The sequence below is a fragment of the Nostoc sp. genome (assembly GCF_036917435.1).
Lineage (GTDB): Bacteria > Cyanobacteriota > Cyanobacteriia > Cyanobacteriales > Nostocaceae > Nostoc.
In genome coordinates, this window is the sequence record NZ_JBALDM010000035.1 from 1 (window position 1) to 25,715 (window position 25,715).

General features: G+C 40.7%; 16 protein-coding genes. 12 read left to right on the top strand and 4 right to left on the bottom strand.

Annotation, left to right across the window (positions count from 1 at the left end):
• Positions 1-117 (top strand): photosystem II protein D1 (locus V7K98_RS16675; RefSeq protein ID WP_334999018.1); only part of this gene is annotated, 117 nt, incomplete at its 5' end.
• A gap of 681 nt (positions 118-798) precedes the next feature.
• Here V7K98_RS16675 and V7K98_RS16680 read toward each other — a convergent pair.
• Positions 799-6,744 carry a translocation/assembly module TamB domain-containing protein gene (locus V7K98_RS16680; protein ID WP_335023686.1) on the bottom strand — a complete coding sequence of 1,982 codons (5,946 nt, stop codon included), beginning with the start codon at positions 6,742-6,744 and terminating at the stop codon, positions 799-801.
• Between the two features lie 265 nt (positions 6,745-7,009).
• Between V7K98_RS16680 and V7K98_RS16685 the strand changes: the two genes are divergently transcribed.
• From V7K98_RS16685 to V7K98_RS16725, 9 genes are all read left to right on the top strand, one after another.
• Positions 7,010-7,456, top strand: a complete 447-nt coding sequence (locus V7K98_RS16685) for a DUF3110 domain-containing protein (RefSeq protein ID WP_335023688.1) — start codon at positions 7,010-7,012, stop codon at positions 7,454-7,456.
• Between the two features lie 81 nt (positions 7,457-7,537).
• Entirely contained in the window at positions 7,538-8,464 is a 927-nt protein-coding gene (gene murQ, locus V7K98_RS16690) for an N-acetylmuramic acid 6-phosphate etherase (protein WP_335023690.1), read from the top strand.
• Between the two features lie 499 nt (positions 8,465-8,963).
• Positions 8,964-10,178 (top strand): response regulator, encoded by a 1,215-nt coding sequence (locus V7K98_RS16695; RefSeq protein WP_335023692.1) that lies wholly within the window; start codon positions 8,964-8,966, stop codon positions 10,176-10,178.
• 588 nt (positions 10,179-10,766) lie between these two features.
• Positions 10,767-11,132 carry a response regulator transcription factor gene (locus V7K98_RS16700; RefSeq protein WP_334856631.1) on the top strand — a complete coding sequence of 122 codons (366 nt, stop codon included), beginning with the start codon at positions 10,767-10,769 and terminating at the stop codon, positions 11,130-11,132.
• A 121-nt stretch (positions 11,133-11,253) separates the two neighbouring features.
• Complete coding sequence (locus tag V7K98_RS16705) at positions 11,254-11,727, top strand: chemotaxis protein CheW (RefSeq protein ID WP_335023694.1); 474 nt, start codon at positions 11,254-11,256, stop codon at positions 11,725-11,727.
• A gap of 122 nt (positions 11,728-11,849) precedes the next feature.
• Positions 11,850-15,707 (top strand): GAF domain-containing protein, encoded by a 3,858-nt coding sequence (locus tag V7K98_RS16710; RefSeq protein WP_335023696.1) that lies wholly within the window; start codon positions 11,850-11,852, stop codon positions 15,705-15,707.
• 24 nt (positions 15,708-15,731) lie between these two features.
• Entirely contained in the window at positions 15,732-15,872 is a 141-nt protein-coding gene (locus V7K98_RS16715; protein WP_335023698.1) for a hypothetical protein, read from the top strand.
• A complete protein-coding gene (locus V7K98_RS16720) occupies positions 15,862-16,113 on the top strand; it encodes a four helix bundle protein (protein ID WP_335023700.1) in 252 nt (83 codons plus the stop codon). Before V7K98_RS16715 ends, V7K98_RS16720 begins: the two co-directional genes overlap by 11 nt.
• Entirely contained in the window at positions 16,110-19,724 is a 3,615-nt protein-coding gene (locus V7K98_RS16725; RefSeq protein WP_335023702.1) for a hybrid sensor histidine kinase/response regulator, read from the top strand. The genes V7K98_RS16720 and V7K98_RS16725 overlap by 4 nt, the downstream gene beginning before the upstream one ends.
• A gap of 123 nt (positions 19,725-19,847) precedes the next feature.
• On the opposite strand, the gene V7K98_RS16730 is transcribed toward V7K98_RS16725, so the two are convergent.
• Genes V7K98_RS16730 through V7K98_RS16740 form a run of 3 tightly spaced genes read right to left on the bottom strand, consistent with a single transcriptional unit; the run spans position 19,848 to position 22,655 of the window.
• Positions 19,848-20,573 carry a Uma2 family endonuclease gene (locus V7K98_RS16730; protein WP_335023704.1) on the bottom strand — a complete coding sequence of 242 codons (726 nt, stop codon included), beginning with the start codon at positions 20,571-20,573 and terminating at the stop codon, positions 19,848-19,850.
• Between the two features lie 54 nt (positions 20,574-20,627).
• Positions 20,628-21,521, bottom strand: coding sequence for an ABC transporter permease (locus V7K98_RS16735; RefSeq protein ID WP_335023706.1), 894 nt, complete (start codon positions 21,519-21,521; stop codon positions 20,628-20,630).
• Positions 21,522-21,569: 48 nt separating this feature from the next.
• Positions 21,570-22,655, bottom strand: coding sequence for an ABC transporter substrate-binding protein (locus tag V7K98_RS16740; RefSeq protein ID WP_335023708.1), 1,086 nt, complete (start codon positions 22,653-22,655; stop codon positions 21,570-21,572).
• Positions 22,656-23,187: 532 nt separating this feature from the next.
• Between V7K98_RS16740 and cruF the strand changes: the two genes are divergently transcribed.
• Together cruF and cruG are read left to right on the top strand one after the other, a co-directional pair.
• Positions 23,188-24,096, top strand: coding sequence for a gamma-carotene 1'-hydroxylase CruF (gene cruF, locus V7K98_RS16745; RefSeq protein WP_335023710.1), 909 nt, complete (start codon positions 23,188-23,190; stop codon positions 24,094-24,096).
• A 136-nt stretch (positions 24,097-24,232) separates the two neighbouring features.
• Positions 24,233-25,459 (top strand): 2'-O-glycosyltransferase CruG, encoded by a 1,227-nt coding sequence (gene cruG, locus V7K98_RS16750; protein WP_335023712.1) that lies wholly within the window; start codon positions 24,233-24,235, stop codon positions 25,457-25,459.
• Positions 25,460-25,715: the final 256 nt, after the last annotated feature.

The window sequence follows — 25,715 nt, forward strand, 5'->3', positions numbered from 1 at the left end:
CGCGCTAACTTGGGTATGGAAGTAATGCACGAGCGCAATGCTCACAACTTCCCTCTAGATTTGGCTGCTGGTGATTTTGCTCCTGTAGCTCTAACTGCTCCTGCTATCAACGGTTAATTCTGAAGTTTAGCTAAATAAAAAAGCGCTCTCCCAGATTGGGAGGGCGCTTTTTTATTTAAGTTAGCAACATATGAGGTATTTACTGTTATGGACAGGACTTATGCAAAGAATATTCAAAACCCTAATTTTAAGGTAGGGGCAATTCATGAATTGCCCCTACAGCAATACTAAAAAATAGTGAAAAATTCTATAAAAATAAACTTTTATATAACTCTAAGTAGAATCCCCAGACCCGGATTTGTCACCGAAACAGCACAGAAGGTTTGAGAGCAACTGCTTAAAAGTCATGGAAAAAAAATAAATATTTATTTCGTTAGCGTAGCGGCACGAAGTGCAATGTGTAGCGCATATTTAATACGTCCCAATACTGCGTAGGTTTTGAATATTCGTAGGTTGGGTTGAGGCAATGCGTTACCCAACAAACCCCGAAAAATGTTGGGTTTCGTTCCTCAACCCAACCTACACATTTTTATTTTTTAGGCAAAACCTACGCAGTATTGTAATACGTCCTTGCTTCAATCCCCTAGATTTATCTATGGGGTTACTCAGCACTCCTGAAAAGTGAGAAAAAATCAGTAAAAGGGACTAGGGACTGGGTGTAAAATGAAAAAATTATGGTGGGGGCTTTTACCCACCACCAAATTTTAAAAAACTTTTCCCAGTCCCCAAAAAAGCTTTTTAAAACCGCGTTTGATACTCCACTACTCCACGACTATCATCAGTTAAATTAGTGGAAGCACGCACACGAAATTCATCGTTTATCCGATAATTCACACCCCATTGAAAGGGATCATTTGTTGTTAAAATTTTGATACTAGAAACCGATATTTTGGAAGAAATATCAATCCCAGCCTCGGCTGCTAATTCCAAAGTTGAACTACTCCTTCCCGCTTCAGGATTTTCAGAAATAACGGTAGGAAATATCCGCAGTTCACTTAAACCAAAGGTACTCCCAATCTGGTTAAAAGCTGACTGAAAATTATTGAATACAGCCGAACCTGCAATATTAATCAGACCTAAAGTACTGTCACCACGTCCTTGGGTGTCTACAAATCCACCTCCTAAAAGAGCAACAATTTCGGTTTGACTTCGTGATGGACTGCTTGTTAGTTCTAGATTGTCATTTAGTTTACTGGCAAGACCGTTGATAGTGGCTTCGACTCGAACACTCTCTAATGCTGATAAACCTGTAGAATTTATCCGGCTAAAATCATTACTTTGAGTAACATCTAATACTTTGGCAAATAGCCGAATATCTAAGTTGGGATCGCGAGGTTCTGAAGGGCTAAAAGTTGCCGTGTGTTTATAGCCACGAGCAAGGTTAAATTGGGTAGTAAATAAATTTACTCCTCCTTGTTCTAAGCGGATAGTGCCATTGGGTACGGGCTGATTGATGAAGCCGTTAACAATGAGATTACCACTGGCACGGAAATTGAGAATCGGCGGACGAGTAATTTGGACATTTTTCCCAAGTTCTAAATCTAGATTATTAAATTTAGCGATGCCATTTCCCATGCCATTCCCAATTTCAGTTTTACTCTGCTTATTCTCCTTTGTGGGTGATACACCAAGACTACTATTTGCAGATGAATCCGCGTTGGTAGATTCTGCCAATAATACCTGACCATCAAACAAATTTACTTTACCGCCAATTATCGGGTTAAGGGCAGAACCAGTAATCTGTAAATTGCCGCTAGCACCTCCTTGGTAAAGTCCCTTGAGATTTAACGCTAGCTGTTCGAGATCAAGAGTCAGGGGATGGTCGATAGTGGCGTTCTGATTGTTGAAAATGGGAATTTCTCCAGCAGCTTGTACCTTCCCACGGCTAAATCTACCCTGAAGATTTTCTACTAAGATGCGGTCAAAATTAAACAGTACTCTACCTGTTACACCTCTCAGCTTACCTGGCAAAGCCTGGGCTGAAAAAGTAGCATTATTAATAGTAGCAATTCCCTGTACTTCAGGTTTTTGCAATGTTCCGCCTACCTTCAGGTCTATTTCTCCTTCGCCTTTTTCAAATACCACTTGATTAGTGAATGCGTTTAACAGTCCTAATCCCTCGTTTTCCAACTTCATATCTAAACTGATTTGGTCATTGTCTGGTGCTACGGTTGCAAAAGGCAATTTATAAGGGATGCTGCCATTAATATCAACAGGTTTTGGCCCAGAAACTGCTACAGTACTACCAAAGTTTAAGCGTCCGTTAGCATAGCTAAAACTTGCCCTCGCTGAATCTATTGCTTTCTGATTCAATAATCCCTCTGTAATTTGCAATTCCCCTCTAGCTTGGGGATTAGCAATGCTGCCGGCTATTGCTGCTGTGCCGTTAAGATTACCTGTAATTCCAACTGGCAGTTTGACAAAATTATTCAGTACTTGTACTGGGAAATTATTCACCCGCAACTGGCCAGATTGTTCATCACCGCCAACGTTACCCGTAAAGGCAATCAACCTATTTTGAGATTCAAGCCGTAAAGGTCGCAAACTCAAAACACCGTTTTCAAAGTTGCCTTCAGCGATCGCTTTGTCGGCAGTATAATAACGATTTCGTTGTTCCTTTTTACCCCAGGCAAAGTTTTGTCCATTCAACTTAAAATCTACTGATAATCCATTGGCTGTGGCTGTATTTACACCCACTTCTCCATTAAAAGTCCCCTTTAAGTCTGCCAAATCTGGTATTGGAGTGGAATTAATTCGCTGTTCTTCCTGTTCTTCTACCAAAGTTGCAATTTCAGAAAACCGTTGGATTTGGGTTAACAAGGGTTGATTTGGCACTCCTTGGGGGGTGGTGGTTAGATCCTGTGCTGTGCCATAGATTTCTGCTGAACCACCTGGCAAATTTTGTAAATCAAATATCTGTGCCACAGTCAGAACATCTTGGATCTCTCCCTGGGTAACGTTTAATTTACCTTGGAGTTGAGGCCCTTTAGGGCTTTGGGCGAAAGTACCGACAAGGGCGTAGCTACTTTTGCCTTTGACAAATTCGCTACTTGTGAGTGTGGCTTTACCATTACCATAGCGAAATTGAGCAGCTATTCGATCGCCTTTAACACGGCCAATTTGCGGATTAGCGATCGCTAAATTCCCCGTTGTTGCCAATGTCTGCTGATTAAACAACAAATCCCCAGTTAACAACCCAGTTATTTTACCAGCACCCAATCGAGTAATTGCTGGCGGTGTCAAATTCAATATTTGTAAGGGGAAATTTCCAACTTTGAGCGCCCAATCATTCCCTTGAACATTACCTGTGGCTGATGCTTGTTGCCATTTGACTAAGAAAGATTTCGGGCGATTATTGGCATCTAAATCAAAGGATAAGCGATCTCTGGCGAGAAGCCCCTTCGGGTCTACGCTATTTCCTACCAAATTTAAACTCAAACCCCGTCCCTGTGCTGAATCGATGTTTCCAGTTAACAACGGCTCAAAAGCAATATCTTGAACAACCAAGTCTCGTAAATTAATTTGCCCTACCACATTTGGCAAGGGTAGCTTACCAGTTATTTGACCATTAAAATCTACACTCCCCGCCACAGCAACCTGATTAGGAAGATTAATCGGTAACTGTTTTAAGTTGTAATTCTGCGCTTGGACGTTGAGATTTAATGCCGTAATTTCCGGTATACCCGCCTTTTTCGCATTGGCTAATATATTACCAGTCACACTTAAACCGGGAGCAATTGCTCGTTCAATAGTAAGCCTTTCACCACTCCAAGCGATCGCAGCCGTCAGGGGTTGCTCAAGACCAGGGATACCTTGAGATAATTGCACCTGTCCAGCAGCACGCACATCAGCTAATTTGGACGATCCGACATTGCCAGCTAATTGTAACTGACCGCCAAGCTGACCCCGCAATTGCTGATTGAACTGATTTAATTCCACACCAGAAGCATTAACTACAGCTTGATAGCGACCGTTAGCCAATTGGATATTAGAAGCTGCGATCGTTCCACCTGCAACATCTAGCCGTCCCTGACCGCTAGCTTGGATAGTTTGTGGTTGGAAGGACTCAACAGAACCCGCGACGTTTACTTGACCAGTTAACGTCCCTCTAAACTGCGGTGGTACTGCTGCCAACTGCTGCACAGGTACATTATTTGCCTGAACTTGCGCCTGATAAACACCGTTAGCAAGTTGGATATTAGAGGCTGTAATAGTTCCACCCGCAACATTTACCCGCGCCTGACCGCTAGCTTGGATAGTTTGTGGTTGGAAGGACTCAACAGAACCCGCGACGTTTACTTGACCAGTTAACGTCCCTCTAAACTGCGGTGGTACTGCTGCCAACTGCTGCACAGGTACATTATTTGCCTGAACTTGCGCCTGATAAACACCGTTAGCAAGTTGGATATTAGAGGCTGTAATAGTTCCACCCGCAACATTTACCCGCGCCTGACCAGTGGCTTGAATAGTTTGCGGTTTAAAAGAATCAACAGAACCCGCTACATCGAACTCACCACTTAAAGCCCCTTGAAACTGCTTTGGTAGTGATGCCAATTCCTGCATAGGTACATTCTTAGCCTTAACTTGCGCCTGGTAGACACCATCAGCAAGTTGGATATTTTTAGCTGTAACCGTACCACCGCCAATGGCAAGGCTACCTTCACCATTGCCACGGAGAGTTTTCAGGCTGAAATTATCTCTGTTACCTGCGATTTGGAATGTACCCGCCAAAGGATTATTTAAAGCTGGGGGAGACTGCTTCAATATCTGCCCTAACCGCACACCATTAGCCACAAGTTGAGCAGAGAAACCTTGATCTTGCAGTTTGACATTAGAAACTGCAACTGTGCCGCCACCAATTTGAATCCCTGCGCCATCAGTGCGAATCGTGGCAATTGCAAATGGTGCTGTGCTGCCTGAGAGGATGAGACGACCATTAAATTGCGCCCCTGCCAAAGAGACATTTTGCAGTTGACTTTTGTCTACAAAGGGTTCTAATTTTACCCTAGAGGCAACAGCCACAGCTTGCCAACGTTGATCGATATAACTCCCAGTTGCTCTGACTGTACCACCACTGACATTAAGAGCTACATTACGGAAAGAGACATTGCGATTGGGAGCGATCGCAACTTCACCAGTTCCGGGGTAAGTTCCATTCGGAGCTTGAAATTGTACTAAAGTTTGGACATTGGTAGAAATGCCGCTTAATTGGGCAGTACCTGAGACATTGCCGATTTGAAACGCAGGTGTTGTTTCGTAGACTTTTGCGATCGCATCCCCTGGAACATTCTTCGCAGCGAAATTTAAATCCAGTCGTGGCGTTTTACCAAGTTGAATTGTACCAGCACCGATGATATCTCCACCAACTTTGGCTTTACCTTGAATATCTTTTAGGGTCAGTAAAGAAGAACTAGAACTAGTAACAAGCTCAAACTTACTACTGATGCTATTAAAATCAACTTTATCAATCCGGGCAGTTTGGATTGTGGCAACTGAACCTGAGAGAATTGGCGCTTTAGTCGATCCGGTAATCAGCAAATCTGCTTGTACTTGTCCCGCAATCGGCATAGGTAGTTTTACCTTCAGAGTCTCCTGGGCATTAGCCAAACTCACCGCATTTACCCGCCCTGACAAATTCAAGCCTGCTTGAGTGTCGATAATTCCCGTAGCCACTACAGGAATTTTGCCGTAGTTGGTAGTAACATTGCTTAACTGCAACTCCGTTCCCTGAAAACGGAGATTTCCTTGACTATTGCTCAACAGTTGCGGGACTTTAGGTATTTGAAGTGTTACCCCTTGCACAGCCGCGTTGCCATACAATAAAGTCTGCTGTCCTGGTGTTAACCGAATTGACAAGTCGCCATTAGCTCGACCCGCCTGTAAATTCACTGGTAACTTAATTAGGCGAGTAATATCCGCAGCGAACAAATCTTGTGCTTGCACCTTAAAGTTGCCTGCTAGCACTTTAGAACGTGTCTCTCCCTGAATGGAAATATTGCCACCACTGTCTGCTTGCCCCCCCACATCAAACCGAATTAACTGGTTGTTTGCTAAAAGTTGGGCAGATCCATTCAGTTGAGAAAATGTTACGGGGGATGAGGAGGATGAGGAGGATGTTACTTCTTTTACTCCCCCATCTCCCCCATCTTCCTCATCTCTCTTATCCGGCATCAAGGCCAGCTTGGCATTGCGAAACCGCAGGTAGTCCAAATCAGTTTTAATTGCACTGTCTCCACCTGACGGCGCGATGGTAGTAGAAACCCAGCGGCCTTGGTCATCCTGTTGAATATAAATATCTGGGTTAACTAAAGTGACATCTAGCTTTAAATGGCGGTTAAAAATTAGTTGTAACAGGTCAAAACCCACTTCTACAGTTTCGACTGTGGCGCGATCTGGATCTGTGGGTGTGGCTGGAATAGCGGAAGCCCCAAACTGCACTCCCGTCAACGAGAATTGTGTGACTTTTCCCAGTTTTACCGGACGGTTGAGTGTAGTAGTCAGACTTTGCTGTGCCAACGGCGTTAACTCTGTTTGGACAAAAGTCCACAACCGCCAAATGCCGATGATAACTCCTAACAGTAAAAGTCCGCCCAAAGCAATGCTACCCCGCTTCAACACCAGCAACCACAGACGCTTATGGATAGGGCAGGGGGAGTGAATATCTTGATTGGGAGATTTAGTCATTTGCTTTCACTGTATTAATTGCCGGATGTCGCTGGCACACACAAGCATTAACTGACACATTCATTCAGTATGCCATTTCCAGGATACGCCAACTAAATCCAAGACTTCATTGGTTGAGTTACGGTATTTGCTTGATCCAATACTTATGCTTAAGAATATTGGCGTTTTCAGGTAAATCTGATCTAAATAGAGTGAAAATTGTTCCTTTGACTTTTGCTAAGGTACAACCTAGAACTTTAATATAAATAGACTTTAAAAAAGACAGATGATTACACCCATGCGTGTTTTTGTGTTGATTTTTAATGCTCGGACTGAAAATGAGGGGATTCACACGATCCGGGAGGGCGATGCCGAAGGCGGCAAGCTACGCAATAAAATTCTGATGTTTGAGTCAGAAGACGACGCGACACGCTTTGCCCTAATGCTGGAAGCTCAGGATTTCCCCGCACCGACACCAGAGCCAATCGATGCTGAGGAAATCAAGGAATTTTGCGAAAGTGCTGGATATGAATGGGAAATTATCCCAGAAAACAGCCCTTTAGTCAGCAAAGTCCCAGAACTGAACGTAGAACAAACTGACTGGCAAGTAGATGCCCAGAAGGAGGATACTGTTGAAGACACCTTCCCTCTGAATCAACAGCCACTAGAAGAACCAGAATTATCTGATTCTGAACTAGAGAAGATGCGTCGCAAATTGGAAGGATTGCTTTAATTAGTCATTAGTCATTAGTCACTGGTCATTGGTCGCTAACTGACTAATGACAAGAGACAAAAAACAAAGGATAAAGGACAAATGACAAACTTGCAAGAACGTGGGCATCTTTTAACCGAGATGGTAAATCCTAACAGTCTTAACTTAGACCAGCTTAGTTCTCTGGATTTGGTAGAACTGTTTAATAGCGAAGACCAAAAAGCAGTTGCGGCGGTTGCGGCGGCAAAAGTTCAGTTGGCACAAGCGATTGATAGCATCGCAGAGCGTTTGCGCCACGGCGGACATTTATTTTATATTGGTGCGGGCACAAGTGGTCGGTTAGGAGTGTTAGATGCTGCTGAGTGTCCACCTACTTTTTGTACGCCCCCAGAGTTGGTACAGGGGATTATTGCTGGTGGTGCGGGTGCGCTGTTACGTAGTTCGGAGGGTTTAGAAGATAGCATCGAAGATGGTGAAACTGCGATCGCTCTGCGACACATTACCCAGCTAGATGTCGTAGTCGGCATTACTGCTGGTGGCACAACACCTTATGTCCACGGTGCCCTTCATGCTGCTCGTCAACGGGGAGCCACCACTATTTTTATCGCCTGTGTTCCGGCTGAACAAGTTAGCTTTGATGCCGATATTGACATTCGCCTATTGACAGGGCCAGAAATCATCGCCGGCTCAACTCGTCTGAAAGCTGGTACAGCCACCAAGTTAGCTTTAAATATCCTTTCTACTGGGGTAATGGTCAAACTAGGTAAGGTTTATGGCAATCGGATGGTGGATGTGGCGGTAACAAATCAAAAGTTACGCGATCGCGCTTTGCGAATTTTACAAGACCTCACAGGTTTAAGTCGGGAAGCTGCTGGTTTTTTATTAGAACGCAGTGGCAAGTGGGTTAAGCTAGCATTACTAATGCACTGGACTGGTTTAGAAAAGGAGGAGGGCGATCGGCTTCTTTCAGAACACCAAAGTAATCTTAGGGCAGCTGTTATAAGCTATCAAAACCACAACCAACCTTAAAAAATTTTCCTCAATAAATACTCTCTAGGTGGCTGCTACTTGTCTGAGTAGGACACCTTTTTTTAGGATAAAATTTCCTAGTAAAACCAACTATAAATAGTAGAGATTAATAAATGTAAACTTAAATAAATATTTTTAACAGTTATAGTTAATCTCAATAACTAAAGTAAAAGTCTTTAGAGACTACTAATCTTTATTTAAACAAAAATTCAGAACTTCTACGGATATAATCCCGTAAAAAATTTATTAAAATCATATACACAATGATATGGACTTATGGCAATCTACTTCAGTTCTAAAGTCTGTCGATAATAAGCTCTGTGCTATAGAATTGATGAACTATCAAGATTTTTGCTATTTTCCCATCATCGTTGATTTTAATAAATTTGATTTAAACTGCTATATACCAAAATGGATTTAAACTTTTTGATGTGTCTGTTTGACCACTATATATAGTGTGGGTTTTTAATAACTGGCTTTTTAATACAAGGAACAAAGTATGACCCACTCGGAACTTATTCTTTCAAATAACCTGGTAAATGAATTTAAAACTTGTACTCAACTACAATATAATGGCAAATTAAATATTAAAAGTTCAAAAGGCAGCCAATGGACTTTTTACTATCGACTGGGAAGGATAGTTTGGGCAACAGGTGGAACTCATCCCTTCCGTCGATGGCGTAGACAGATGGCTCAAAGTTGTCCTCAAATTGATGTTGATAAGTTGCTGTTGCGTTCGCAAGATGTATCAATAGATTACTGGGATTACCGTCTTCTAGAAATATTTCATAAAAAACAGAAAATTCAGAGAGAACAGATTCAGTCTATTGCTGAAAACACCATTGCAGAACTATTATTTGACCTAGCTCTGCAAGGAAATTTTGCTTCTATAAGTTGCAATCGTAGCCAAGAAGTTATCTTAGAAACACCAATGAGTTTTACAAGTGCAGAAATGTCTGTAAAGCACATGCAAGACTCATGGAAAACTTGGTCAGAAGCTGGTTTAGCAAATTTTTCTCCTGACTTGGCACCAGTTCTGCGGCGACCAGAGCAACTCCAGCAGATGGTAAGTCCATCTGTCTACAAAAACTTTGTGAGTTTAATCAACGGTAAATTGACTCTGCGAGATTTAGGCGTGAAAATGAGGCAGAATGTACTGCCACTCACCCGTTCCTTGCTTCCTTATATCCTTAAAGGAATCATCGAATTGGTGGAAGTAGGTGATATGCCCTTAATAGTGACTGAAGGAAATAATAAGCCTGTCACCACACAACCGAAGAAACCGATTGCTCCATTAGTCGCCTGTGTGGATGATAGCCCTCAAGTATGTAAAATGCTAGAGGATATTATCACTTCCAATGGACTAAGGTTTATCAAGATTCAAGATGCTGTACAAGCACTTCCAACGCTCATTCAAGATAAACCAGACCTAATTTTCTTGGATTTGATTATGCCAGTCGCAAGTGGTTATGAAATCTGCACTCAGTTGCGGCGAATATCTGCCTTTGCCAATACACCAGTGATTATATTAACAGGTAGTGATGGGCTTTTAGATAGAGTTCGTGCCAAGGTTGTCGGTTCTACAGATTTTATTACTAAACCCGTAGTGGCTGACAAAGTAATGAGTATAGTACGTAAGTATTTACCTACATCAAGTGTCACAAGTAAAGCTAAGGTTGATGTTTTTCAGGAGGCAGGAGGAAGCCACGCTTAAAAAGGTGGACTTCTGTTGTAATTACAGATAATTTAGTCATTTTTTTGAGATTAATCATCAGCAAATCTGATGAATTTGAAAATTTCATTTCTTAGCATTAGCCTATTGCTCACGAATAGCCATAACAAAAATCTTTACAGCCTATAAGTTTTCCCACCTGAATAAACATAAAACTATTGAGGTGATGAATAAAATTTTATAATTAAGAAAAAATTAGGTAGCGATCTTAAAACTACCTAATTTTTTCACATCTAATCAAAGGTTAAACAAGGATATAAAACATATATATTTATCCTCATTAATTCTTATAAATAATATTTATTGACGAAATTTTTAGATTCACAAAAATATATATTTAGCTTTGTTCATTACGTACTTCTTCTGAGGTTAATACATAAAGATTGAATCAAAATTAGACAAATACAAAAAATTGTATTTATAGCAGTTCTATTGAATTGTGAAATATTGTTTATGTCAAAGGGGTTAGGGACTACTCTCTAATGCCTTCCATATCTTTGCTCACGAATCATTTAGGATTTGTATATCTAATTTGTTTGCATTTTTAAAATTAATTAAAGGGTAATTACCATGAATACTGTTTTAGTTGTTGAAGATGGCTTAACAGATATGGAAATAATCAGCCGTTACTTGCAACAGGCAGGTTATTCAGTGATTAGCGCTACAAGCAGTGAAGAGGCTCAAGACAAAATAGATAAAAATAAGCCAGACCTAATATTTCTCGATGTAATTTTACCAGGTAAAAGTGGTTTTGAAATTTGTCGAGAACTGAAAAATAACCCCACAACTAGCAAAATACCTGTAGTTTTCTGTTCTACAAAAAATAGCGATGTAGATAAGATATGGGGTAATATGTTGGGCGCAGAGGGGTATTTATCAAAACCAATTAATCGAGAGGAATTAGTGGTAATTGTCAAGCAGCTAATTAACAAGTAGTAATTTAGTAGATAAACACCCAAAAAAAGTTACTATTTCTAATTTAGAAGCAATGACAGATTAAATAATAACTGCAAGTAGTCGCTAAAGATAAATCACCAAGGACAAAGGATCGATAACTTTGGAAACCAAAGATAAGTTTTTAAGTTTTAACTTGGGAGTCAGAGATACAGCCGTAATTTCGTTACAATACATCACAGAAGTTTTGCAAGTATCATTACCAGAAATATGTGGAGTTCCTCAGATGCCGAGTTGCGTTTTGGGTATCTATAATTGGCGTGGTGAGATGCTTTGGTTAGTAGACTTAGAGGCAATGTTAGGTTATCCTCCAATTTCCCAAGGAGCTAATTTACTTTCAAAAATGATGGCAATTGTTTTGGAAAACAATGGAAAGTATTTGGGACTACTGGTGCGACAGCTTATAGATATTGAATGGCTAGAGACTCATCAGATGAAACCCCCAAGTGCCGAATTATTTTATCCTAAAATATCACCTTTCTTAGAGGGATACTTTATTAATGAATCTGAGGATGTGATTTTCAACTTAGATGCCATGACAATTATCCAAGCTCCCATTTGGAAGATTCATCATTGAACATTTGATAATGAGTAATTTAGGTATAGTATTTTGACAAATTCTAATCCTTACTAACCAAATAACAGTTCATTATCACCTGCAAAATTTCTATTATCCATAAAAAAATCGAGGACAATCTAATGACATTTTTGTATAACAATAGCCATGAAACTGAGCATCTAATCCCCGAAGTGGAAAATATGAATGGGAAAGCTGATATAGTAAATATTGCTAGCAATGAAATATCTTTATTAAATGCGATCTCTCAGGAATTTAAAACTTGGCGGCGACAGCTGCAAGACATCACAATCCATCTGCGCCAAGCCCCAGACCTTGATACACTACTCAAAATTACTGTAGCGCAAATTAGAGAAAAAATTGGCTGCGATCGCGCCTTAATTTATCAGTTTACTTCCCTGGATTCAGGTAATGTTTTAGCAGAATCCAGAACACTAGGTTGGACACCGACTTTAGGCGAAGATATTCCCGGAATTATTTTTGGTTTATATAGCAATAAAGACTATGTAGAACCTGTAGTTATTGACGATATCAATCAGATTCAACTTACCCCTTATCAAAAGCAACTGCTAGATAAATTTCAAATTAAAGCTAGTTTAAGTTTACCGATTGTAGTAGAAGGTAAAGTATGGGGGTTACTCGTAGTAAATAATTGCCAATCAACGCGACAGTGGCAAGAGGTAGAAATTAGTCTACTATCTCAAATTACCACAGAACTGATCTACAGATTGCAGATATTTGAATTTTACAAAGAACTACAAAAAGAAGCACAGGCAAAGAAATCAGTAGCTAAAGTCATTGATAAAATTCTCCACGTATCAAATATCGATAAACTTTTCCAAACAACCACTCAAGAAGTACGTCAATTACTAAAATGCGATCGCGTCGCCGTCTATCGCTTCAAACCTGACTGGAGTGGCGAGTTTATCGCGGAGACAGTGGGTAATAGTTGGGTAAAAATGGTCGGGCCTGATTTTAAAATGGTCTGGGAAGATACTCACTTACAAGAGACTCAAGGAGGACGTTATGCCAAGGGTGAAACCTTTGTAGTCAAGGACATTTATCAAATGGGCCATGCTCAATGTCACATTGATATTTTAGAGCAGTTTGAAATGAAGGCTTACATCATTGCGCCCATATTCAGTGGAGAGAAATTATGGGGCTTGCTGGCAGCTTATCAAAATTCTGGGCCGCGTGATTGGCAATCTTGGGAAGAAAGCTTTTTAACTCAGATTAGCTTGCAATTTGGTGTAGCTATATCACAAAGAGAATATGTTGAGGAAGTGCAGATCAAATCCGATCAATTAGCTCAAATAATTGAACAAGAGAAAGCTTTCACGAAGATAGTCAACCGGATCCGACAAACCTTAGATATAGATACCGTCTTCAAAACAACCACTCAAGAAGTACGGCAATTACTAAAATGCGATCGCGTCGTAGTTTTTCGTTTTAATCCCGACTGGAGTGGTGAATTTGTGGCGGAGTCGGTGGTTAGTAATTCTATAAAACTGGTAGGCCCTGGTATTAAAACTATCTGGGCAGATAGTTACATACAAGAAAATAAAGGAGGTCGATATGTTGAAGGTGAAAGCTTTGTCGCTAATAACATCCATCAGGTAGGTCATTCTACCTGCCATGTTGAGATGTTAGAGAAGTATGAAGTTAAAGCCTATGTAATTGTATCTATATTTTCTGGTGAAAAATTGTGGGGATTATTAGCAGCTTATCAAAACTCAGATTATCGTGATTGGCAATCTTGGGAAGTCAGCTTTTTGACTCAAATTGGTTTACAAGTTGGTGTAGCTGTATCACAAACAGAATATCTTGAGCAAGTGCGAGTTAAATCTGCACAACTAGCTCAGGTAGCGGAACAAGAGAAAGCTTTCACTAAGATAGTCAACCGCATCCGCCAATCTTTAGATGTAGATAGCGTCTTCAAAACAACCACTCAAGAAGTCCGTCAATCACTAAAATGCGATCGCGTCGCCGTCTATCGCTTTAACCCTGACTGGGGTGGCGAATTTGTGTCTGAGTCTGTGGGTAATGCTTGGACAAAACTGGTAGGCCCTGATATTAAAACCATTTTGGACGATACATATTTGCAAGATACTAAGGGAGGTAGGTATGTCAGAGGTGAAAACTTTGTCGTTAATGATATCCATGAAGTAGGACTTGCTCCCTGCCATATTGAGATTTTAGAGCAGTTTGAAGCCAAAGCTTACATAATTGTTCCTATATTCTTCGGGGATAAATTGTGGGGTTTGCTGGCAGCTTATCAAAATTCTAGCCCCCGGATGTGGGAAACGTGGGAAGTGAACTTTTTGGTGCAGACTAGCTTGCAATTTAGCCTAGCTAAATCACAGATAGATTATTTGGAATTAGTGCGGTTGAAATCTGACAAACTAGTTCAGATAGCGGAACAAGAGAAAGCTATCACCAAGATTAGTAACCGCATCCGCCAATCTTTAGATGTAGAAGAAATCTTCAAAACAACCACTCAAGAAGTACGGCAATTATTGCGATGCGATCGCGTTGCCATTTATCGGTTCAACCCTGATTGGACTGGCCAATTTGTCGCAGAATCAGTAGGTCATACTTGGGTAAAAGTGGTAGGCCCCGATGTCAAAACTGTCTGGGAAGATACTCACTTGCAAGAAACTCAGGGAGGTCGATATGCCCAGGCTGAAAACTTTGTTGTGAATGACATCTATCAGGTAGGTCATTCTCCTTGCCATCTGGAAATTTTAGAGCAATTTGAAGTCAAAGCTTATGTAATTGTTCCTGTATTTGCTGGGGAACAATTGTGGGGATTGCTGGCAGGTTATCAAAATTCTGGAACTCGTGATTGGGAAGAATCGGAAGTCACCTTGCTATCACGCATTGGTAATCAATTAGGACTAGCATTACAACAGACGGAATATTTGCAACAAGTACAAGGGCAGTCAGCCAAATTAGCAGAAGCAGCAACACGAGAAAAGGCAGCCAAGGAGTTACTACAACAACGATCTATTCAACTGCTAACAGCCCTTAGACCTGCCCTCAACGGCGACTTAACTGTACGCGCGCCCATTACAGAAGACGAACTAGGTACGATCGCCGATGCTTACAATAATACCCTGCAAGCACTGCGGCAAATCGTTCTTCAGGTACAGGGAGCTGCTCAACAAGTTGCTCAAACTTCTAGCAATAGCGAGGCTTCACTAGCAGGACTGAATAATCTGGCGCAACAACAATCTGAGGAAATTACCGCAGCATTAGGTAAAATTCAACAGATGGTGGACTCTACTCAAGCTGTGGTGGCGAATGCCGAGTTAGTGCAACTAGCAGTTCAACAAGCCAATGAAACAGTAGAGTCTGGCGATACTGCGATGAACTTAACAGTAAAGGCAATCCAAGGAATTCGTGAAACCGTTGCTCAAACCAGCAAAAAGATTAAACGCCTCAGTGAATCTTCGCAAAAAATCTCTAAAGTAGTGAATTTGATTGGTAATTTTGCTACACAGACAAACGTACTAGCTCTAAATGCAGCCATTGAAGCCACCCGTGCTGGTGAATATGGCAAAGGCTTTGCAGTTGTAGCTGATGAAGTCCGTTCTTTATCTCGCCAGTCAGCAGCAGCCACCATCGAAATAGAAAAATTAGTTCAGGAAATTCAAGCAGAAACCGGGGAAGTTGCAGTAGCAATGGAAACTGGTATTCAGCAGGTGGTAGAAGGCACAAATCTTGTCAATGACACTCGCCAAAACTTGAATGCGATCGTTTCTGCAACTGCCGAAATTAGTCAACTAATCGAGCGGATTACCGCAGCAACTCAAAAACAAATGACGCAATCTGTAACAGTTACAAAATCAATGCAAGATGTAGCAGAAATTGCTAATAAGACTTTTGCCGAATCTCAAGAAATTGCTACTGTGTTTCAAGACTTATCAGGCATGGCGCAAGATTTATTAACAACTGCTAGTAAGTTTAAAGTCAAATGAATTTTAGATTTTAGATTTTGGATTATGAATGAGGAAGATTTTAAGCGGAGAACAAAGCAGTTAGCATTGCGAGTAATCCGCTTAGTAGAGAGCCAGTCCACAGAGCCGAACGGCAGAGGTAATTGGCAAGCAGCTAATCCGTTCGGCAACATCTGTGGGAGCTAATTATCGGTCAGCTTGCCGTGGTAACTCAACTGCCGATGTCATTGCTAAACTCAGCTTGGTAGAGGAAGAAGCCGATGAAAGTCTTTATTGGATGGAACTTATTGTTGAGGTTGGTTTATTACCTTTAGAAAAAGTAAGCAACTTGATGTCAGAAAACACCGAAATTCTGGCAATGACAGTCGCATCAATCAAAACTTTACGTAACAAATCCAAAATCCAAAATTTAAAATCTAAAATATGATTACAGATAGCGAAATTCGTGAACAAGGATACATCTACTTTCTGGCTGAAGCACCAGAATTAGTTCAAATTATTGAACAAGAAATATTTACCTTATCAGAAGGTTATAGCATTGGCAAAGTTCATAACTTAATGCGGGCTACTCATACACTTAAAGGTGGCGCTGCTAATGTTGGGCTAGAAGTAATTAAGATGATAGCCCATTTTTTAGAAGACGTTTTTAAGGCTCTGTATAATCCCAAAGTGGTAGTTGATGCTGAATTACAAACACTTTTGATACAGGCTTATGAGTGTCTTAGTATAGCATTAAATACCCAGCTAATAGGCAGCACTGTTAATGATGAAGAACTACTCCATCGAGCAAGTTCAGTGTTTGCACAATTACAAGAAAAGCTGGGTGATGCATTTGGTGATGAGGCTCATATTCCGACTTCTGAAGAATTGGGATTTGATATTGTCCAGTCAGTTTTTGAAGTGGGAGTAGAGCAACGTCTAAACAGTATTGCTGAAGCTGTTAACAATCCACCAAGTAGTGACGAATTTATCGAGTTTTTACACTCTCAAGCTGAAGTTTTTCTCGGTTTAGCAGAATCTCTAAATTTACCTGGATTAGGAGAAATTTCCCAAACAATTCTGTCAGCACTCCAAGTAAATCCCACTCAGGTGCAGCAAATCGCAGAAATTGCTCTTGCAGATTTACAACAAGCACAAAAATTGGTATTAGAAGGCGATCGCACATCTGGCGGAGAAAGTTCTCCAGCTTTGCGAAAACTTACGATAGTGGCAAAGAAAGACTCCTCTGGAGAATTGCAAAATAATTCATCTATTGATACATTCAACGAAGAACAATTTTACCAGTTTCTCACTACATCTGATAATAATAAAAACGAATCTGTAAAGCCAATAACTGCTAAATTTTATTTAAAAGTAATTCGCTACATTTTTGGCTGGTTTAATCACGAGATACTAATACCAGACACAGACCTTAATTTAACTTTATTGGTTCCTAGCTTAGGAAGAGATAATTTACTTGATTATATCGAAAATTGGCTGAAAAATTTTCTTGATTTTATCCAAGATGAGAAAGATAGTAAAAGTCTTTATATTTATCGGAATGGGATCGTATTAATCATCTTATTTGCCGTAACAAAATTTCAATATTCTGTTAACAAAACTGAAAGCTATCTTTCGGCAATTAAAATATTACAAAATCGAATTCATGCATTAGCACAAGAATATAAAAATTATCCCCCAGTTACTAGCCAAGAGATAAATTGGCTTGATAGCCCCAAGTTACAATCACTGTTAGTTATTAAAGAAATACCCAAATCTGTATCTTCTCAAATTAATGATAATCTACTAGAGACAATATGGGGTGAAGAAACTAGTGAAACCGTTACAGAGCAAGTGGTGACTACCCCGACTGATGATTCTTCAGAAAAGCTTGATTCATTAACTTTTAATGAGCAGGTAGCTATAGATGTTCCTGAAACAGCTATTGAAGTCATGCCTGATTTCGCTACACAAATCAATAAAGAAATAGAAGATAAATCACAGTATGTTCAAACCAAAAACTTTCGCCAACCTTCATTTATTCGAGTAGATACAGAAAGGCTACAACACCTCAATTATCTAGCTGGAGAATTGCTGATTTACCAAAAACGGCGTGGTTTGCAAGATGAACAAGTTAAAGAAATCATCGATCAATTAATCCGGCAAATTACTAGACACCAAACAACTTTAAATGAATTATGTGATTTACCATTACAAATGCCCAATATTTACTCACAAGAAATGCAAAATTTTGCAGTGAAATTTGACTCTTTAGAAATGGATGTATATACAGAATTCCATACGACATTGCATGAGGCAATAGAAGAGACACTGCAATTACAAGAAACCACAGAATCTCTTGAGTTGCTTGTGACACAAGCTGCTCAAATTAGTGACAAACAGGAGAATTTAACTCTCAATATTATAGATAGCTTAGTAGAAGCACGAATGTTGCCTTTGGGCAATATCCTAAATCGTTTCCCCCAGATGGTTAATAAATTTGGGAATATTTATGCCAAACTCGTAGAATTGAAGCTTACTGGTACTGAGGTACTAGTAGATAAAGCGATCGCAGAAAAGCTCTACGATCCCTTATTACATTTAGTCCGTAATGCTTTTGACCACGGTATTGAAGCTCCGCAAGTTCGCCGGGAGCTTGGTAAACCAGAACAAGGGTTAATCGAAATCCGCGCCTATCATCAGAGTAGCCAAACTGTTATCGAAGTTCGGGATGATGGTCAGGGATTAAATTTAGAGAGAATTCGCAGAAAAGCTACTGAATTATATCCCATACAAACTCAAGAAAAAACTAAAGTTTATGCTTCTAATCTAGCTGAAGCTGAACTTTTAGACATGATATTTTCACCTGGATTTTCTACTGCTAATAAGGTGACTGAAATCTCTGGGCGCGGTATGGGGTTAGATATTGTACGAACTCAGATGAATGCACTTAATGGCTCAATTTCAGTACAATCCTCACTAAACCACGGAACAATATTCATACTCAAAATTCCTTTTTCTATGACTACAGAAAAATTAATGCTGGTTCAAGCCAAAGGTGTTGTTTATGCCCTCCTTTTAGACAGCATCGAAAAAATCTTGATTCCCTCCGAGCAGCAGATCAAAGAAATTGAAGGTCAAAAAGTCTTGCATTGGAATACAGACAGTGATGAGATTATGGTTAGCCTCCGCCAACTGTCAAAATTAATTGATTATAATGATCCATTCTTGAATACTGATACTGCATATACCACTGAAGACTCTACCGTAGTGACAAATCCGGTGCTTTTGTTAAAACGAAGTCAGGGAATGTTTGCTTTGGAGGTTGACCAAATAATTGGTGAGCAAGAACTGGTAATCAGACCTCTAGGAAATGCGATCGCACAGCCAAAATATATTTATGGTTGTAGTAGTTTAGCTAATGGCAATCTTATCTTAGTGATTGATGCTTCTGTTCTACTAGAGTCTAATAGGCTCCAACAGACAACACTTGATATCATGGCGCTACCAATAGTTTCTCCCTCAAATCAAAAAGCCTTGGCGATATCGGGAGACACTTTTGCATCTACACCATTACTTTCTGGATCTACTTCTACAACAACTATAGAAACCGAACCCAGTTATTCTCAAGAGTCAGATAATAAATCACCAAAAGTTGTTTTAGTAGTAGATGACGCAATTAGTCTGCGCCAAACTATCTCTCTCACTCTACAAAAATCTGGCTATCAAGTAATACAAGCTCAAAATGGTGTAGAAGCTCTAGAAAAGTTGCAGTTACATCCAGAAATTCAAGTCGTCGTCTCTGATTTAGAGATGCCACGAATGAATGGTTTTGAGTTGTTGGGCAATTTCCGTCAATATCCCAATTTAACAAGAATTCCTGTAGTTATTCTTACTTCTCGCAGTTCTGAAAAACATCGCCAACTTGCCCAAGAATTGGGCGCAAAGGCTTATTTAACCAAGCCTTATTTAGAAAATGAGTTTCTGTCTACAATTAAGGGTCTAATGAACAGTAATACAGATGATTCAAATCATTTACTGATGGTGAAAAATTATTAAAATTAAGATTATTTTTAGTTGTTTACAATCGGTAAGTTATCTGTGGGAGTTTAAGTTAAGTGATGCGACAGTAGGGAGAGAGGCATGGTGTACCGATAAAGTGTATTAACGGACGCGATCGCCTTAATTACCAGGTAGATTATTTGGATCTACACCTAAAGAACGTAGATACTGCGCTAACTGTTCAGCTCTTTGTCGTTCTTGTTCAGCCCTTTGTCGCTCGTGTTGTGCCTGTTCTCCATCTGTTAAATAGCGATTCCCTAGCTCATCATACCAACATAAAAATTCCTGTTGTATCCCGGCAATTACAGCTTGGTGTCGCCCAATACCTAACCCTACCTCTGGCATCAAATAAGGTTCACCTATTTGTAGTTGGTAATTTCCATCTATCAACTTATACACTTCAAAGGGTTGATGTTGGTCGCGTCGCCAAAATTCAGGGTTATAAATTACGTAGTATAATACACCCAGTTTTCTGTATATATCTAGCTTCTCTTCATATTCACCTCCGGGGGTGTGGGATACCATTTCTAAAGTGAATATTGGAACTATGTCATTTTCTTCCCAAACCGCGTAACTTTTGCGTGATTTACCTCCCTTTTTGCGCTCTACTCCCACACTTAAAAAAGCATCTGGCACTACAGCTACTCTGGGATTTACTCCCGTGGTGTGATACACTCCCATATATACTCCGAAGTACCAATTTAGGCGATTTGACCAAATAGAGTTGAGTAAGAAGAGTAAAATGTTGGGCAAAAAGTTTTGATCTTCGTTATCCACTGGTGTATCGTCTGAACAGGGAAGTTCATCAGTAGTTGGTAACGCATTTTTGAGATCGGGTGAGAGCATAACCGTTGTCTCGCTGGCGTTTGATGCCCTTATTATAAATGAGTGAAGAAAAGTTTAGCGTTTGGGTTCAGGTTCGCCAAACTTAATCAAAAGCGCGATCGCAATACTAACAAGCAAAATTAACGTCATACTTAAAGCTGAACCAAATCCCCAATTTTGGGTTGCTCCAAGAAATTGATTATAAACTAACCGCGCTGCCGTCATACTAGAAGCACCACCGAGTAATTCTGGATCGACAAAATCCCCCAAGCCTGTGATAAATACAAGCATGGAAGCAGCCGTAATTCCAGGCAAAATTTGTGGTACGGTTACTTGGAAAAAAGTTTCTACCGGATTTGCGCCTAAATCCGCCGCTGCTTCTAGCAATCGCTTGTCTAGCTTTTCGAGAGAAGCATATAAAATCAAAACCATATAGGGTAACAAGCTATAACTCATGCCAATAAATACAGCTTCACTCTGATTGAGTAATTGCAAAGTAGGCAAACCGAAAGTGCTGAGTAAACTGTTCAATAAACCAGTAGGACGAAGAATTGTAATCCAAGCATAAGAGCGAAGTAATGAGGAAGTCCACAAAGGCAAGACAAACGCTAATAGCAGCAAATTCCGCCAACGTTGCGGCGCTATCTGAGCAATCCAATAGGCAACGGGAAAGCCCAAAATTAAACAAATTATGGTGGTACCAAATGCGAAAAATAGCGATCGCACAATTACTTGCACATAAAGCGGATCGAATATTCGGATATAGTTTTGAAATCCGTTAGGATTAACCAAATCTCCAGGCCGGATATCTGCAACTAAACTCAACTCGAAAATTATCAAAGTTGGCAGCACCAATAAAAGTAATAACCAAATACCCGATGGCGCAAGTAATATCAAAGGTTGCAGCCAATTTACTGGTAGGGGATTTAATTTTTCTATTTGCGAAATTCCATCTTTATCAATATTCATCACTTATAACTCCTAACTCCTGTACAGACGCGATTAATCGCGTCTCTCCTAACTGCTAGTTAATTCAGTCCAGTAGCGATCGTAAACCTCTTCAAAATCTCCGACAGGAGTAACCCGTTCACAATTTGCTAAAAGCGACTCTGAGGGAAATAAATTACCATTGTTTTGAATTATTTTTGGCAATTGCTCAAATCCAGCCCTATTAGGTGTAGAAATACTCAGGCGTTGACTGATTTGGGCTGCTAATTCTGGTTGTAGAATCATGTTAATCCAAGCATAAGCTCCTGCTAAATTTGGGGCTGTTTTAGGAATTACAATAGTATCTGTCCATAATGAAGAACCACTGCGAGGAATTACATATTTTAGTTTAGGATTTTCTTGAGATATTCTCACCGCATCTGCTGAATAGCACATTGCTAATAGTAAATCTCCTGCCAGAATTTGATTTTGCCAAGCGTCGGTGTCAAAACGTGCGATCGCAGGTTTTAGCACTTTCAACTTTTCATAGGCTTGTTTGATTTCTTGTTCATTTTTCGAGTTGTAAGAATAACCTAGCATCCGTAACGTTGCACCCATGACTTCTCGAACATCATTAAGCAAGGTCATCCGTTGATTAAGTTGCTTTTGGTTCTGCCAAAGGTAATCCCAGTCTTGTGGTGCATCTTTGATTTTTTCGGAATTGTAAAGTAAACCTGTTGTCCCCCAGTTAAAAGGGATGCTATATCGGTTATTGAGGTCATAACCAGGATTCTGAAACCGGGGGAATAAATTCTCTAAACCGATTAAGCGATCGTGATTTATTTCTGCTAACAAACCTTTGTTCACCATCTTCTGCACCATGTAATCAGATGGATAGATGATGCTGTAAGTGCCACCGCCTCCAGCTTGCAACTTAGCCAGCATGACATCATTTGAATCATATACATCTGCTAGCACTTTCATGCCAGTTTGGGTGCTAAAGGTTTTCAGTAATTGGTTGTCAGTATATTGTGTCCAGGTAAAGATATAAAGCTGGTCACGCTGACTAGAAGTATTAGAATTAGCACGAACTTCAGCCAGCCTCCAGCCACAACCAGCTAAAGATAAGCTAGAAACTGCTGCCACCCCTTTGAAAAATTGCCGTCTCTTGGTCATTGAGTTAGAAGTTATTCATTGACAACTTCTAGATTACGGTATACTTCGTAGTCCCTGGTGTGATTTGCTGGGGTAAATGTATCATTCTTCATACTTACCAAAGGGATTTTTTTCTTCTCAGGCGATCGCCTGCTACGCGAATATAAAGCTGTGCAAACGTTTGAGATGTAGGGTTTTTGTCGGAGTTAGCTAAAGACTTTATTTTACTTTCCGACTTAGTTAATCTATGATAGTTATCCTCCCTCAAAGAGATCCTTGAATGAAACGAGTTATTCAGCACACGGGTATCAGTGGGACAAAAAAGCAGAAGTTTTACAGATGAGATTATGTAGATTTCGAGTGTATAGCTTAGACTAGTAGGTTTATCATCATATTTCTTATAGCTTCAATCAATAGGCTGTTATGCTCTTAACTAAGAAAGCCAAACAAGTTTGTAGAGAATTGCGGCACAAAGTATTTAAATATGTTGTTAAACATTTGTAAACTGTTAGCAGCCGAGTAGCCGCGTGTCACATCTTGTTAAGGAATTATCATGAAACAACTTGTTATCGTTGAGCGCGTATGCCTGATTGGTCATATCGTATCAAAAGCCTTCGGACTAGTAGGGATGCTACTGGTCATACCTAATGCCGACATAATTTTCAATTTATCGCAGGTTGGAGAAACTGCCATACAGTTAAGTATGGCAGGCGGCGGTGTAGTTGATATCATCTTGGGGACAATAGCTGTCTCTATTTATGCCTACCGGACATTGGGATTGGGAACTTGGCTAGCATTTATGCTGCCAGCTATGTTTATCTCTTTGGGAAGTGAACTACTGGGAACCAGTACAGGTTTCCCATTTGGTGATTATAGCTACTTGAGTGGTTTGGGTTATAAGATTGCGGGGCTAGTTCCTTTTACAATTCCTTTATCTTGGTTTTATGTTGGGCTATCGTCTTATTTAATTGCGAGAACTGGTTTAAAAGTGGCTCAAAAACCCAGTTGGGGTCGCCATATTGCGGCTATAGCCGTTGGTGCTTTACTCTTCACTTGTTGGGATTTTGCCCTTGAGCCAGCTATGAGTCAAACTTCTCTGCCTTTCTGGTATTGGGAACAACCAGGAGCTTTCTTTGGCACACCTTACCAGAATTATGCAGGTTGGTTTGGCACTAGCGCCCTGTTTATGAGTGTGGCAGGGTTGTTGTGGAGAAATACATCGATTAAATTAGAGCGATCGCAACTCAATCTCCCCTTAGTCGTTTATTTAACAAACTTTGCCTTCGCCGCCGGACTAAGTTTAGCTGCTGGATTCTCCATCCCTGTATTGCTCGGCTTATTGCTTGGTGTGGTTCCCGCCCTGGCACTGTGGTTAAGGAGTTCAACCACAGCTACTCAAGTTGCTATTGAACCAGTAAGCAAAGAAGTATCAGTAGCAAAGGTTGAAGTTGCCTTGAAATAGCCTATAAATAGGGGACTAGGGATTGGGGACTGGGGACTAGGATTGAAGACTAGGGAATAACCCATACCCAATGCCCAATGCCCTATTCTCAATGTCCATTTAATTTGTATAGTCGCAATTTTAATTCATAAGTATTTTGACAACAGTAGACAACGTTTTAATATTAGAAAGTGCCATATCCCTTTTATTCCTACTTATCCAAGTACCAGCAACGGCGATTCTATTTTCGCGTCTGCTAAAGGGGCCAAGACGGCTGCCAGCAATAGAACCGCAACAGCCAACACCGGAGCTTTTGGGTAAGGTTAGTGTTGTCGTTCCCACCTTGAACGAGGCGCTTCGTATTAGCCCTCTGTTAGCTGGTTTAAGTCAGCAAAGCTACGAAGTTCGGGAAGTTATTGTTGTAGACAGCAACTCTAGTGATGGTACACCAGACTTAGTAAAAGCGACACAGCAAAAAGATCCGCGTTTTCGGGTGATGACGGATGATCCTTTACCCTCTGGTTGGGTGGGGCGGCCTTGGGCGTTGCATAACGGTTTTCTATATAGTTCTGAGGGTAGTCAGTGGTTTTTAGGGCTAGATGCTGATATTCAACCCCATCCTGGCTTAATTGCGGGTTTGGTGAAGATAGCCGAAGCACAAGGCTATGACTTGGTTTCCCTTTCACCTCAGTTTATCCTCAAATATCCAGGGGAGTGCTGGCTACAACCAGCTTTGTTGATGACTCTGCTTTACCGATTTGACCCTGCTGGGATCAATGCAGAGCAGCCTGAACGGGTGATGGCAAATGGGCAGTGTTTTCTGTGTCGCCGCTCCGTTTTAGCTGCTGTGGGTGGCTATAGCAGTGCGAGTGGTTCTTTTTGTGATGATGTCACATTGGCACGAAATATTGCTGCTCAAGGGTATAAAGTAGGCTTTTTAGATGGTGCAAAGGTACTGAAAGTAAGGATGTATGAAGGGGCGATGGAGACGTGGAAGGAATGGGGGCGGAGTCTCGATCTTAAAGATGCAACTTCTCGATCGCAGTTGTGGGGAGATTTATGGCTACTTACATCTGTTCAAGGTTTACCCCTTTTAATTCTCCTCACTTTTTTATTGATTTCTCCCCCACTCTCGTACTTGCTACAGACGCGATTAATCGCGTCTCTACCCATTCCCCTACTTCTTGTGCTGGGACTGAATTTATTCTTGGTGGTGATTCGCTTTGCAATGCTAATTGCGATCGCACCTTCTTACGATCGCAAAAGTGCTAAAGGCGGCTGGCTATTCTGGCTTTCCCCTTTAGCTGATCCCCTAGCTGTGCTGCGAATCTTCTTATCTGCGTTCCACAAGCCACGCGAGTGGCGAGGACGCAAATATATATAGTGGGGAATTGGGCATTGGGCATTGGGCATTGAGAATTGGGCACTTGTACTGAGCGTTTACGCAACGTCTCATAGAGAACTCATTGGCGCAGCCTCTCGTAGAGAAGTATTGAACATTGGGCGTAATTTCTTTTCCTTGTCTCCCTAATCTGCCCCATGCCCCATTCCCAATTCCCAATTCCCAATTCCCAATTCCCAATTCCCAATTCCCAATTCCCAATTCCCAATTCCCAATTCCCAATTCCCAATTCCCAATT

Coding starts and splice junctions, on each gene's coding strand:
- V7K98_RS16685 (WP_335023688.1), top strand. CDS start 7,010: ATGATTACACCCATGCGTGTTTTTGTGTTGATTTTTAATGCTCGGACT.
- V7K98_RS16695 (WP_335023692.1), top strand. CDS start 8,964: ATGACCCACTCGGAACTTATTCTTTCAAATAACCTGGTAAATGAATTT.
- V7K98_RS16740 (WP_335023708.1), bottom strand. CDS start 22,655: ATGACCAAGAGACGGCAATTTTTCAAAGGGGTGGCAGCAGTTTCTAGC.
- cruF (WP_335023710.1), top strand. CDS start 23,188: ATGAAACAACTTGTTATCGTTGAGCGCGTATGCCTGATTGGTCATATC.
- V7K98_RS16700 (WP_334856631.1), top strand. CDS start 10,767: ATGAATACTGTTTTAGTTGTTGAAGATGGCTTAACAGATATGGAAATA.
- V7K98_RS16680 (WP_335023686.1), bottom strand. CDS start 6,744: ATGACTAAATCTCCCAATCAAGATATTCACTCCCCCTGCCCTATCCAT.
- V7K98_RS16735 (WP_335023706.1), bottom strand. CDS start 21,521: ATGAATATTGATAAAGATGGAATTTCGCAAATAGAAAAATTAAATCCC.
- V7K98_RS16715 (WP_335023698.1), top strand. CDS start 15,732: ATGAATGAGGAAGATTTTAAGCGGAGAACAAAGCAGTTAGCATTGCGA.
- V7K98_RS16710 (WP_335023696.1), top strand. CDS start 11,850: ATGACATTTTTGTATAACAATAGCCATGAAACTGAGCATCTAATCCCC.
- murQ (WP_335023690.1), top strand. CDS start 7,538: ATGACAAACTTGCAAGAACGTGGGCATCTTTTAACCGAGATGGTAAAT.
- V7K98_RS16730 (WP_335023704.1), bottom strand. CDS start 20,573: ATGCTCTCACCCGATCTCAAAAATGCGTTACCAACTACTGATGAACTT.
- V7K98_RS16725 (WP_335023702.1), top strand. CDS start 16,110: ATGATTACAGATAGCGAAATTCGTGAACAAGGATACATCTACTTTCTG.